The organism is Marinobacter flavimaris (genome assembly GCF_045057155.1).
GTDB lineage: Bacteria > Pseudomonadota > Gammaproteobacteria > Pseudomonadales > Oleiphilaceae > Marinobacter > Marinobacter manganoxydans.
The window spans coordinates 1037997-1050946 of record NZ_CP171359.1; the positions used below are offsets into that span (position 1 = coordinate 1037997).

Consider the following 12950-nt stretch of genomic DNA (forward strand, 5'->3'; position numbering starts at 1 on the left):
GAGGTGACGTCATGAATCCGATGACATCCAGCCGGATAACCCGGGGCGCCAGTACCCTGGCGACCTTGGTGGTACTGATCCTGCTACAGGGTTGCACGGCCATGAGCCGGCCCCGGGCGATGCCGGATGATCCTGAGTTTGCACCGGTACGCCCTGAGGCCATGACACAGAGAGACAGGGCGTCTGGTTCGATTTACCAGGTTTCCCGAAACTATAACTTTTACGGGGATACCATCGCGCTCAATGTGGGTGATGTACTGACAGTGAATCTCCAGGAATCCACCCGTGCCAGCAAGAATGCCGAAACCAGCATCACCAAGGACAACGAAATCACGCTGCCGGAGCCGAACATTCTGGGTAAGAACAACTTCGGGATCGGCACCTCACTGAACAACGAGCGCGATTTTGAAGGCACGGCTGAGGCTGATCAGAGCAACAGTCTTGCTGGCAGCATCACCGTCACGGTCACAGAGGTGCTGCCCAACGGCGTGCTGCGGATCCGGGGTGAGAAATGGCTGTCACTGACCAATGGCGACGAGTACATCCGCCTGACCGGGCTGGTTCGCCCCCGGGATATCCAGCCGGACAACGCTGTTGCCTCAAACCGTATTGCTGATGCGCGTATTGCCTATGGCGGTACCGGTGATTTCGACCAGGCAAACCAGATGGGCTGGCTTGCCCGCTTCTTTAACAGTGAGTGGTGGCCGCTATGAGCATGCGGCGTTTTCTTGCCTGGGTACTTGCTCTGGCGGCGGTTGCGGCACCGGTGATGGCGGACCGGCTGAAGGACCTGTCCCGCATCAAAGGGGTAAGGAACAACCAGCTGGTGGGCTACGGACTGGTGGTTGGCCTTGACGGGACCGGCGACAAGGCACCGTTCACCAATCAGACCTTCCGGAACATGATGAACCAGTTCGGTATCACTCTGTCTGAAGGCGTGAACCCGAAACTCACCAACGTCGCCGCCGTAACCGTGAGTGCCACATTGCCACCGTTTGCCAAAGCCGGGCAGGAGATTGATATCACGGTTTCCTCCATCGGCAACGCCGACAGCCTGCGCGGCGGTACCCTGCTGATGACCCCGCTGAAGGGCGCTGACAACAACGTCTACGCCATGGCTCAGGGCAGTCTGGTGGTTGGCGGTTTTGGTGCCCAGGGGCAGGATGGCTCCAGAATTACCGTGAACGTACCGAGCGTCGGCCGGATTCCCAACGGTGCCACTATCGAGCGGGAAGTGGTCTCGCCTTTTAGTCAGGGCGACACCATTACCTTCCACCTTCTGCGCCCAGATTTCACTACGGCCCGCCGTGTGGTCGAGGCTGTGAATGCACGCCTCGGCCCGGACATGGCGTACGCTCACGATGCGACATCGGTTTCCGTGCGTGCGCCGCGGGATCCGTCCCAGCGGGTAAGCTTTCTTTCGATACTTGAGAACGTTGAGGTCGCCCCGGCCCAGGATGCCGCCAAAGTGGTGATCAACAGCCGCACTGGCACCATCGTGGTCGGGCAGAATGTCAAAGTCAGCCCGGCAGCGGTGACCCACGGCAACCTGACGGTGACCATTCAGGAAAATCCCGCAGTGAAACAGCCTAATCCGTTTGCCGGCGGTGACACCGCCCTTGAGCCGGATAGCCAGATTGCAATCACCGAGGAGCCGGCCAGGATGTTCAAGTTTGGTCCGGCTGTCACCCTGAACGAGATTGTTCAGGCGGTGAACCAGGTGGGTGCCGCTCCGGGGGACGTTATGGCGGTGCTTGAAGCTCTTAAACAGGCCGGTGCGCTGCGTGCCGAGCTGATTGTTATCTAGGTGGCATGATGCAGGACTATTCGCTTCAGCAGGCCCGGGTGTATACCGATTTCAGCGGCCTGAACGCGCTGAAAACGCAGGCCCGAACCGACAAGAGGGCGGCGCTGGAAGAAGTTGCACGCCAGTTCGAGAGCCTGTTTCTTTCTGAGATGCTGAAGTCCATGCGCAAGGCCGGTGACGTGCTTTCCGAAGGTAATTATCTGAAAAGCAATCAGTCGGATCTGTATCGCGACATGTTCGACAACCAGATGAGTCTGACCATGGCCGGTGGGCAGGGAACCGGTCTCGCCGAGGCGCTGGTCCGGCAACTGAGCCGACAAATTCCCGGCCTGGACAGTGAAGGCGATAAGCTGGCTGGCCACAAGGCTTCTCTCGCGGATTATGACCGGAGTTTGCCGGCGCTTTCGGCAAGCTTGCCCGGGCAGGTTCAGAAAGTCGCCTCGGTGGCACAAGAGTCTGCCGTGGTCCCGGGAAAAAACGTGTCCGAATTGCCGGACCGGTTCGACTCACCGGAGCATTTCGTGAGTGCCTTGCTTCCGGTAGCGAAGCGAATCAGCCGGGATTCCGGCATCGACCCGAAACTGATGGTGGCCCAGGCGGCCCTGGAAACCGGCTGGGGCCGGCATATGATCCGGGGAGAGCGGGGCGAGCCAAGTTTCAACCTGTTTGGAATCAAGGCTGACAGCCGCTGGGAAGGAGACGCTGTTTCCATTACCACGACCGAATACCGCGAAGGTCTGCCCATGAAAGAGCAAGCCAGTTTCCGGGCCTACAGGGACTACGAATCCAGCTTCCGGGACTATGTTTCGTTCCTGGAATCCAACCCCCGTTACCGGAAAGTGCTGTCGGCGGCGGACAAGCCTGAAGTGTTTGCAGAGAAACTTCAGGAAGCCGGCTACGCAACCGACCCGAACTATGGCGGTAAAATCCGCCAGATCATGAGCCGTGATTCACTGATGACCCTGTCCAGGGGCAGTGACGGGATCAAGGAGTAAACGTTATGGCAGGGCTGATAGGCATTGGTCTGACCGGCATCCTCAGTAATCAGGCGGCGCTGAATACCACGGGCAACAACATCACAAATGCCAACACACCTGGTTACAGCAGACAGGAAGTCCAGTTTGAAACCCAAGAAGGCCGGCGCACCGGAGCCGGGACCATTGGTAGTGGCGTTAACGTCGCCAATATCCGCCGCCTTGCCAATGAGTATCTGGTTCAGCAGGTGCGGGAAGACAGCACCCTTTATGGTGAACAGGAAGCTCTCAATTCAGAGATTTCCCGGCTTGATAACCTGCTGGGTGGTGAATCCACCGGCCTGAGCACAGCCCTGAACAACTTTTTTGCCAGTCTCCAGAACGCCGCCGAGGACCCGACGTCTTTGCCTCAGCGCCAACTGGTGCTGAGCGAGGCCCAGCAGGTCGTTAACCGGTTCCAGGCGCTGAACCAGGAGTTCATCCAGCAGCGGGAGTCCATCAAGACTCAGATGCAGCAGGGTGTAAAGGATGCCAATACCCTGATCAGGAGCATCGCAGAGCTGAACCTGGCGATATCCGAGTCCCCGGGTATCGCCCAGGGCAGAATGCCTAACGACTTGCTGGACAAGCGCGACGAAAAACTGCGCCAGCTTTCGGAACTGGTCAATATCAAGGTGACACCTGCGGATGGCAGCCAGGTGAACGTGTCGCTCTCGAACGGCCTGTCCCTGGTGGTGGGCAACAGCGCGGCAGCCTTAGGAACCCGGTCAAATGCCGAGGACCCGACGCGCCTGGAATTTATTCTCAGTAATGGCGGGCGCACCCTGAACGTCGACGAACAGATTGCCGGGGGTAAACTGGGAGGTCTCCTGCGGTTTGATAACGAGGGGCTCAAGCCGGCATTTGATGAGCTGGGCCGGATTGCCATTGCACTGTCGGACACCATGAACCAACAGCATGAAATCGGTATGGATCTGGAGGGCGACCTGGGAGGGCTGTTCTTCACCGATATCAACTCAATTGAAGCCCAGCGTGGCAGAGTAGTGCCCAATGGCAACAATCAGGTGTCCGGCACTGGCCAGCTGGCGGTGGAAATAACCGACAGTTCCGCGCTGCCAGCCGGCCGATGGACATTACAGTTCAGCGGTGACGGCCGGAGCTATGAGCTGATCAATCAGGAAACCGGCAGGACCGAAAGCCAGGGCCGTTTGCCGGATCCGGTGCAGTCCGAAATCAGTATGCCCGGGTTCAACATCCGGGTGGAGGGCGGCACCTTCAGCGCCGGTGACAAATACCTGATCCAGCCCGGCCGGAATGCGGCGGAGAGTATTGGCCTGGAAGTGAGGCGCGAGGAAGACTTGGCGCTTGCCAGTCCGATCCGGGCGAGGGAGGGGGGGTATAACCCCGATACAACTGAAACTCGGGAAAATAACCTGGGCACCGGGCAGATCAACCAGGGCAGGATGCTGAGCGTCCGCAATCCTAATACCAATGGATTGCTTGAGGGGTTCAGGAATAGCGGCGAGTTGGCGAATGGGCCGATGAAAATCGCATTCGAAAATAACGGTACCGACATCGTGTACCGGGTTTACGACGGGTCTGACACGGAAATCAGTGCCTCTGATTACCCAACAGGGGTGCCTTATGATCCCCAGAGGATCAATCTGGTTTTTGGCGCTGACACGTCAGCCGGTACCCTTTACCAGGGCTATCAGTTCGAGATGACGGGTGAGCCCGCCAATGGCGATGTTTTTACTGTTGAATACAACGACAATGGCATATCCGACAATCGCAACGCCGAGCTGCTTGCGGCTTTGGGTACCCAGAACACCATGAATGGTGGCAGCCAGAATTTTACCGAGGGTTATGCCGGTCTGGTGGAAGACATCGGGGTAAAAACCCGTCAGAGCCAGTTGGATGTGGATGCCGGCAAAACCCTGCTGGAGCAGTCAACCAACCAGCGGGAATCGGTGTCCGGAGTCAACCTGGACGAGGAAGCCGGCCGGCTCATTCAATACCAGGCCGCATACAATGCCTCAGCCCAGGTGATGTCGGTGGCTCAGGACCTGTTCAATACCCTGTTACAGAGTTTCCGGTAACGGTTGAGGTGATGTGACATGATCAGAATTTCATCACAACAGATTTTTTCCGGCGGCATCAACCGCCTTCAGGAGCTCAATACCAGCCTGAATAACACCCAGCAGCAAATCTCCACTGGCAAACGGGTGAATAAGCCCTCAGATGATCCCGTGGCGGCCGCCCGTATTCTAAAACTGGATCAGGAATTGTCGCGGGTCGAGACCTATCAGCGCAACGCCACTTTGGCTGACAACCGCCTGAAGCAGGAAGAGAGTGCGTTGGCCAGCTCGATTGACGTGATCCAGCGCATCCGCGAACTGACGGTGCAGGCGGGCAATGGGTCGTTGTCGGCCAACGACCGGCGGTCGATTTCTTCGGAGCTGGAGGAACGCCTGGGGCAGCTCGCCAATATTGCCAATACCCGTGATGCCTCCGGCGAATACATCTTTAGTGGATTCCAGGGCTCGGTAAAGGCCTTTGAGCAGGATCCCTCAGGCAGTTGGATTTACCAGGGCGACGAGGGCCAGCGAGTCCTCGAAATTGATGATGGTGTCACCGTTCCGATCAGCGATAACGGCAAGGACATTTTCGTAAGAGTTCCTGCGGCCATCGCCGGCGAACACAGCACGGTGAGCACGCCGGGCGCTTCTATTTCAGGCGTCAAGCTGGTTAACGAGGCAGATCTGGCTGCCGCCTACCCCAACTCGTTCCCGGACGATATTACAGTGGAGGTCGTCGACGTTGGAGCGCCGAATCCACCGGAGTTAAGGGCGTTTGATAGCCAAGGAAATCCATTGTCGGTTGATCCCCTTGTTTACGAGAGCGGCGAGCCGTTCACAGTTGCGGGTGTAGAGGCAACAATTACTGATGCTGTGCCTGGTGCGGGGGATGTGTTTACGCTGAAGATCAACGAAAAACAGTCGGTGTTCGGCACCATTGAGAACCTGATTTCCGGTTTGAACAACATCGACAAGAGCAGTCCGGATGGGCAGGCCCAGTACGACGACCTGATTGCTAATTCCCTGATCAACCTCGATAACGCCCAGGAAAGCATTATCCTCAAGCAGACGGAGTTGGGAGGCCGGATGAACGCGGTGGAATCGACCAAGTCATTCCTGGAGGATTCGTCGGTCTACAGCAATGAAATACGGTCCCAGCTGCAGGATGTGGACTACGCAGAGGCCATCAGCACCCTGAGTTTCCAGAGCTTCGTGTTGCAGGCGGCCCAGCAGTCGTTTGCCCAGGTTTCGCAGCTGTCACTGTTCGATCGATTGTAAAACTCTGAGCCGGCGGGCAGTTGTGTCCGCTGGCTTATTGCTTTCGCGATTTAGCTCAGTATAATCCCCAACACTCTCCGATGGCGGCGTGGTGAAATTGGTAGACACGACGGATTCAAAATCCGTTGGGGTAAAACCCGTGGCGGTTCGAGTCCGCCCGCCGCTACCATCTTCTTTTCTTCGGCGTCGTTAACAGTCCATTCCATGAATGTCTCCGATTTTCATTTTGACCTGCCGGACGAATTGATCGCCCGCTATCCACTCAAGGATCGCAGCGCGTCCAGGCTGCTTTGTCTCGACGGCCTCTCTGGCAAGCTTGACCACCGAATATTCAGTGAACTCCCTGAGCTGCTTCAACCCGGCGACTTGCTGGTGTTTAACAACACCCGGGTGATCCCTGCGCGCCTTTTTGGCAAGAAGGAGACCGGTGGGCAGGTAGAAGTTCTGGTTGAGCGGGTAACCGGAGAACATGACATCATCGCCCATGTTCGAGCCTCAAAAGCATTGAAACAGGGGCAGAAGGTTATCCTTGAGGATGGCACTTCTTTGAGAATGGCGGGGCGGGACGAAGCGCTGTTTCATCTCGTCTGTGAGTCTGAGGAGCCAGTGCTTGAGGTGCTCGAGCGGATTGGCCACATGCCACTGCCGCCCTATGTGGACCGTCCGGACGAATCCACCGATCGGGAACGCTACCAGACCGTTTACGCCCGGGAAGCAGGCGCCGTAGCCGCCCCCACGGCGGGTCTGCATTTCGATGAGGGCTTGCTGGAGAAACTGGCCGCCTGCGGCATTGAAAGTGCCTTTGTGACCCTGCACGTCGGTGCCGGCACATTCCAGCCGGTACGGGTCGATAAAATCGAGGATCACACCATGCACAGTGAGGTGGTGAACGTTCCCCAGGATGCCGTCGACGCCATCGAACGAACCCGTGCAAGGGGAGGGCGTGTGGTTGCCGTAGGTACCACGTCGGTTCGTTCCCTTGAGTCGGCCAGCCGTGGTGGTCGCCTGAGGGCGTTCACGGGCGAGACCGACATCTTCATTTACCCGGGTTACCGGTTTCAGACCGTGGATGCCCTGATCACCAACTTCCATTTGCCGGAATCCACCCTGATCATGTTGGTCAGCGCGTTTGCCGGCTATGACAACGTCATGTCGGCCTACCGGGAAGCGGTAAAGGAACGCTACCGCTTTTTCAGTTACGGTGACGCCATGTTTATCAACGGTCAGGAACCCAGCCGGGGCATGTTGCTCGGGGCGACCGTGGAATCCAATGAAGCCGGTAACGATAATGCCGGGGAGGCTTTGTGACACAAACCTGTTTCATGTCGTTCGAAAAACTGGGCGAGGATGGGCGCGCCCGCCGTGGCCGGCTGACGTTTCCCCGCGGAACCGTTGAGACCCCCGCGTTCATGCCTGTCGGCACTTACGGCACGGTCAAGGGTATGCTGCCCCGCGATATCCACGAAATCGGTGCTGAAATCATTCTGGGGAACACCTTTCACCTGATGCTTCGGCCCGGTACTGAGGTGGTCAAGGCCCATGGCGACCTTCACGATTTCACACAATGGCATGGGCCTATCCTGACCGACTCCGGCGGTTTCCAGGTGTTCAGTCTGGGTGAGATGCGCAAGATCACCGAGGACGGGGTTACCTTCCGTTCTCCGGTAGATGGTTCGCCGGTGGAGCTGTCACCGGAGATTGCGATCCAGGTGCAGCGGGATCTCGGGTCGGACATCGTTATGATATTTGACGAGTGTACGCCTTATCCGGCCACCGAGCGTCAGGCAAAAGATTCCATGGAACTGTCGCTGCGATGGGCGCAACGGAGCAAAGATGCCCACGAGGGGAATCCTGCGGCGTTGTTCGGCATCGTTCAGGGCGGTATGTACGAAGGCCTGAGGGACCGCTCTCTGGAAGGGCTTACAGAGATCGGCTTCGATGGCTACGCCATTGGCGGTCTGTCGGTTGGCGAGCCCAAGGAAGACATGATCCGGATTCTCGACCACTTGCCGCCGAAAATGCCGGAAGACAAGCCGCGGTACCTGATGGGCGTGGGCCGGCCGGAAGATCTCGTCGAGGCGGTACGTCGCGGTGTCGACATGTTCGACTGTGTAATGCCTACCCGCAATGCCAGGAATGGCTATCTATTTACGTCAACCGGGATCGTAAAAATCCGCAATGCCCGGCACCGTCATGACACCGCGCCGCTGGACGATCGCTGCGACTGTTATACCTGTAAGAATTTTTCGAGAAGTTATCTCCATCATCTGGATAAATGTGGAGAAATGCTTGGCTCACAACTGAATACCATCCACAACCTCCGGTTCTACCAGAACCTGATGGCTGGATTGCGTGGGGCCATTGAAGCAGGTACATTGTCGGACTTTGTAACCGACTTCTATGCTCTGCGCGGAGAGACCGTTCCGCCCCTGGGCAATGTTTGATCTATTCGCTAAACCAACGGAGATATTCAATGAAAGCTATTAAAATGCTCGTTGCCGGCCTTTTGGCTCTGATGCCTGCTCTTGCCATGGCGCAGGACCCGGCTGCTCAGGGAATGGGTGTTATGGGCCAGGTGATCTTTTTCGCCGGCTTCATCCTGATTTTCTACTTCCTGATCTGGCGCCCGCAGTCCAAGCGTGCGAAAGAGCACAAGGCTCTGATGTCCGGCCTGAATAAAGGTGATGAAGTTGTGACCTCTGGTGGTGTTGCCGGCAAAATTACCAAGGTGACTGACGATTTCATCGTTGTGGAAGTTGCTGACAACGTAGAGATCAAGGTCCAGAAAGTAGCCGTTGCTGCGGCGCTGCCGAAGGGCACGCTCAAGGACATCTGAGCGGGGGCCATTTAGCCGGCCATCCCTGGTGGCCGGTTTGAATCTTCCTGGCTGAAACACCAAGTCTGGCCGCTAGGCCGGCTACAAGGGATCCCATGCTGAACAAGTATCCGCTTTGGAAAAACCTGGTTATCCTGGTCGCGCTCGTGATCGGGTTTATCTACGCTTTGCCCAACCTCTTCCCCGACGACTACGCCATCCAGATTACCGGCGCCCGCAGTAGCACCGCGGTGAATGCCGGTGTGCTCGACAGGGCCGTTGGTGTGCTGGAAAGCCGGGGCATCGAGGTGAAAAGCAGTACTCTTCAGGATCGGGATGCTCTGATCCGTCTCACCAACTCTGAAGACCAATTGCAGGCCCGTCCCCTGGTGCAGGCTGCTCTTGGAAACGAATACCTGGTTGCACTGAATATGGCCGCCTCCACGCCCGGTTGGCTGAAGAGCCTGGGTGCCGGCCCGATGAAGCTGGGTCTGGACCTTCGTGGCGGTGTCCACTTCCTGTTGGAAGTCGACATGGAAACCGCAGTCAGCCAGCGTCTGGATGCCATGTCTGGCCAGATCAAGCGGGAGTTGCGGGAAGAGCGGATCCGCTATCGTGGCGGAGATGTTCAGGATAACCGCGAGATCGTTCTCAGCTTTCGTGATGAAGCCTCCCGCACCGAAGCGTTCAACATGGTGCGTGACCAGTACAACGAATTCCTTCTCGATGAGCAGACTGAGGGTGATGAATTCCTCCTCGTCCTGACGCTCTCCGAGGCTGAGGTCACTGCGATTCAGGACTATGCTCTGGAGCAGAACCTCACAACGATCCGTAACCGGGTGAATGAGCTCGGTGTTGCTGAGCCCCTCGTTCAACAACAGGGTGCCGACCGGATTATTGTTGAGTTGCCTGGCGTACAGGACACCGCACAGGCCAAGCGCGTACTTGGTGCAACCGCGAACCTTGAGTTCCGCATGGAGGCCCGCCAGGACGCCCCCAGCAGCGAGACCGAGGAGTTTGGTTTCCGGGATCAGCCACAGCGCACCGCGCGCCTCGAGCAGGAGGTGATCGCGACCGGTAACAACGTGGCCAATGCCCAGCAGGCGTTTGACGAAAACGGCCAACCCCAGGTCAATATCACCATGGATTCCGTCGGTGGCGACCTGATGAACCGGGCCACCCGCAATGCTATTGGCCGCAGGATGGCCGTGCTGTTCATCGAGTACCGCACGGAAACCGAAACCAGAATGGTAGACGGCGAGCCTCAGGAGGTGGAGAACCGCGTTGTGGAGAAAGGCATAATCAGCCTTGCCACAGTGCAATCCGCTCTGGGCAGCAGTTTCCGGATCACCGGGCTTGATTCCATTCCGGAAGCCGCAGAACTGGCGCTGCTCTTGCGCGCCGGTGCACTTGCCGCCCCGATGTATTTTGTTCAGGAGAGGACCATTGGTCCGAGCCTCGGCCAGAAAAATATAGACGCCGGCATGATGTCCGTTGCGCTTGGCTTCGGGCTGGTGCTGCTCTACATGCTTGTCTACTACCGCGGATTTGGCGTGGTAGCGAACATTGCGCTGACACTGAACCTGATGCTGCTCGTTGCGTGCATGTCGATCCTCTCGGCGACACTGACCCTGCCAGGCATCGCCGGTATCGTTCTGACCGTCGGTATGGCGGTGGATGCCAACGTGCTTATCTTTGAGAGGATAAAGGAAGAGCTGAAATCGGGCGTGCCGCCCCAGACGGCCATCAACTCCGGTTATTCCCGAGCCTTTGTTTCCATCTTTGATGCAAACATCACCACATTGCTGGTTGCCGTGATTCTTTTCGCAATGGGTTCCGGCCCCGTGAAAGGGTTTGCGGTGACACTCTGCATCGGGATTCTGACGTCGATGTTCTCTGGCCTGATGGTCAGCCGGAGCATCGTTAACATTATTTACGGCGGCCGCAGGGTCGAGAAGCTGTCGATCGGAGGAAAGCTCGCCAATGTCTGAAGATCAAAAGCAACCGTTTGATTTTATGGGTTTGCGGAAGATTGCTTCCGTAATTTCCATCTCGCTGATCGTTGTGTCTATCGCGCTGTTGGCCATCCGTGGCTTGAACCTGGGTATGGATTTCACCGGCGGCACCTCTGTTGAATTTGAATATGCAGAGGCTCCGGAACTGGATGAAATCCGCTCCAGGCTGACGGCTGCCGGCTACGAACAGTTTTCTGTTCAGAACTTCGGGGCTGACACCACGGTATTGGTGCGCATGGCTGAAGCTGACAATGATCAACTGGCACCTGAAGTTACCCGAACCCTCGAGGAGGGGGGCGCGGAGCTGGAATTGGTAAGCTCCGAGTTTGTCGGTTCCCAGGTTGGTGAGGAGCTCAAGGAGGACAGTGGCCTTGGATTGCTGATTGCCCTTGCAGTGGTGCTGATTTACGTGGGTATGCGCTTCCAGTTCAAATTCGGTATTGCCTCGGTGGTGCCTCTGGCTCACGACGTCATTATCGTTCTGGGTGTATTTGCGTTATTCCAGTGGACCTTCGATCTTACCGTTCTGGCTGCGTTGCTTGCGGTCATTGGTTATTCTTTGAACGATACCATCGTTGTTGCTGACCGCATCCGGGAGAACTTCCGCAAAATGCGTGTGGGTGAGCCCTGGGATATCATCAACGAATCCATTCATCAGACCATTGCACGCACCATCAATACATCCGGGACAACGCTTGTCGTGCTTTTTGCGTTGTATTTCCTGGGTGGTGAGGCAATCAACAACTTCGCCCTGGCTCTGATTATTGGTGTGGTCGTCGGTACCTACTCTTCCATATACGTGTCTGCGAATCTGCTGATGGTGATGGGCGTGTCTCGAGATGACCTGATCGTGCCGGCAAAAGAAGGCGCGGAAAATGCCGAAGAAGAAGAGCAGCCGCCGGAGTGGCTGAACCGGATGTAATCGTAGTTGTTCCCCGATTTCCGGGCATAAAAAAACCGCCACACAATGTGGCGGTTTTTTTGTGTCTCAGAGAGCCCGGGAGTTCAGCGGGGCAGACGGCCCCGGAACGGATGCAGGACCTTGAGCACTTCGCGGAACAGCTTCGGGTTTGCAACCACCAGCTGGCGGGCGTTCCCGGTGGACGGATTGCCCGAGAAATCACCGGTCAGGGCACCGGATTCCATGGCCAGAGTGACGCCAAGATCCAGCTCGGCTGCTTCCGGACGGAAGATGATGGCTGCGTCCATCAATCCGGCGGACACACGGGCGATATCCAGCACCACGCAGCCGGAGGTACGGAACATACCGGAATCCCTGGCCAGTACAGCGGCCATTTCGCCCCAGAGCATCGGATCCTCGCTCTTTCGAGCCTGGTCCAGCAGGTTGGTAGCGATGGCGGCTTTCTCCGGAAGCTTGATTTCCGAAGCGCGCACGCGGCGGCTGTTGAGCGCCGCACCATGGCCTCGGCTGGCCGAGTATTCCTCGCCGGTAACGGGGTTAACCAGCAGCAGGTTTTCAGTTCGGTTATTCTTTTTCTGGGACAGGGCCAGAGCGAACTCCGGAATGCCCCGCAGGAAATTTTCACGGCCCAGGACAGGGAAAATATGCCAGCTCTTTTCGCTGGTTCCGGCATCCGCTTCGTTCAGGGGCGCGATGCTGTGGTCCTTGTAGGCTTTTTCGAGCTGTTCGGCAAAATTGTCATAAATAGATTGCTCAACCCGTTCCAGCTGACGACGGCGTTCTGAGTCGTCCTTGCCGGTAGGTTCCTGGCGCTCGAAATGGGCTTTCAGATAATCAGACCCCTGACGCGCGACGCGCAGGGCCATTTTAATAGCTGGTTGCATCTGAGTGTTCATTATCCGGGTGTGTGAAGGCCGGGTATCATAGCAAAAGATCACCCCGCTTGTATGTTTTTTGACTCAGCAATAGCACGAATAACCAGAGGTTACGGGTACTCCGGAGGGGCAGGGTGCCTTTGCTTTCTGCTATCATTGCCGCCCTGATCAATAACCTTGGGCCTG

At 57.2% G+C, this 12950-nt stretch carries 11 protein-coding genes and 1 tRNA gene; 11 read left to right on the plus strand and 1 reads right to left on the minus strand.

The window, feature by feature from the left end:
• Nucleotides 1–11: 11 nt before the first annotated feature.
• From flgH to secF, 11 genes are all read left to right on the plus strand, one after another.
• Nucleotides 12–713, plus strand: a complete 702-nt coding sequence (flgH, locus tag ACGK9W_RS04905) for a flagellar basal body L-ring protein FlgH (protein WP_008174297.1) — start codon at nt 12–14, stop codon at nt 711–713.
• A complete protein-coding gene (locus ACGK9W_RS04910; protein WP_405419327.1) occupies nt 710–1807 on the plus strand; it encodes a flagellar basal body P-ring protein FlgI in 1098 nt (365 codons plus the stop codon). Before flgH ends, ACGK9W_RS04910 begins: the two co-directional genes overlap by 4 nt.
• An 8-nt stretch (nt 1808–1815) precedes the next feature.
• The gene (gene flgJ, locus ACGK9W_RS04915) at nt 1816–2802 is read left to right on the plus strand and encodes a flagellar assembly peptidoglycan hydrolase FlgJ (protein WP_273083736.1); all 987 of its coding nucleotides are present in this window, start codon (nt 1816–1818) and stop codon (nt 2800–2802) included.
• Nucleotides 2803–2807: 5 nt separating this feature from the next.
• A complete protein-coding gene (flgK, locus tag ACGK9W_RS04920; protein WP_273083738.1) occupies nt 2808–4880 on the plus strand; it encodes a flagellar hook-associated protein FlgK in 2073 nt (690 codons plus the stop codon).
• A gap of 18 nt (nt 4881–4898) precedes the next feature.
• Nucleotides 4899–6137, plus strand: a complete 1239-nt coding sequence (gene flgL, locus ACGK9W_RS04925; protein WP_405419331.1) for a flagellar hook-associated protein FlgL — start codon at nt 4899–4901, stop codon at nt 6135–6137.
• 82 nt (nt 6138–6219) lie between these two features.
• Nucleotides 6220–6306 (plus strand) — tRNA-Leu (locus tag ACGK9W_RS04930).
• Between the two features lie 35 nt (nt 6307–6341).
• Entirely contained in the window at nt 6342–7445 is a 1104-nt protein-coding gene (gene queA, locus ACGK9W_RS04935; RefSeq protein WP_053115013.1) for a tRNA preQ1(34) S-adenosylmethionine ribosyltransferase-isomerase QueA, read from the plus strand.
• Between the two features lie 14 nt (nt 7446–7459).
• Nucleotides 7460–8581 (plus strand): tRNA guanosine(34) transglycosylase Tgt, encoded by a 1122-nt coding sequence (tgt, locus tag ACGK9W_RS04940; protein ID WP_053115568.1) that lies wholly within the window; start codon nt 7460–7462, stop codon nt 8579–8581.
• A 29-nt stretch (nt 8582–8610) separates the two neighbouring features.
• Nucleotides 8611–8973 (plus strand): preprotein translocase subunit YajC, encoded by a 363-nt coding sequence (gene yajC, locus ACGK9W_RS04945; protein ID WP_053115014.1) that lies wholly within the window; start codon nt 8611–8613, stop codon nt 8971–8973.
• A 95-nt stretch (nt 8974–9068) separates the two neighbouring features.
• Nucleotides 9069–10943 (plus strand): protein translocase subunit SecD, encoded by a 1875-nt coding sequence (gene secD, locus ACGK9W_RS04950; RefSeq protein ID WP_092032821.1) that lies wholly within the window; start codon nt 9069–9071, stop codon nt 10941–10943.
• Nucleotides 10936–11889 carry a protein translocase subunit SecF gene (secF, locus tag ACGK9W_RS04955; protein ID WP_053115016.1) on the plus strand — a complete coding sequence of 318 codons (954 nt, stop codon included), beginning with the start codon at nt 10936–10938 and terminating at the stop codon, nt 11887–11889. Before secD ends, secF begins: the two co-directional genes overlap by 8 nt.
• An 83-nt stretch (nt 11890–11972) precedes the next feature.
• Here the strand turns inward: secF and ACGK9W_RS04960 are convergent, their stop codons facing one another.
• The gene (locus ACGK9W_RS04960; RefSeq protein WP_053115017.1) at nt 11973–12773 is read right to left on the minus strand and encodes an inositol monophosphatase family protein; all 801 of its coding nucleotides are present in this window, start codon (nt 12771–12773) and stop codon (nt 11973–11975) included.
• Nucleotides 12774–12950 lie beyond the last annotated feature (177 nt).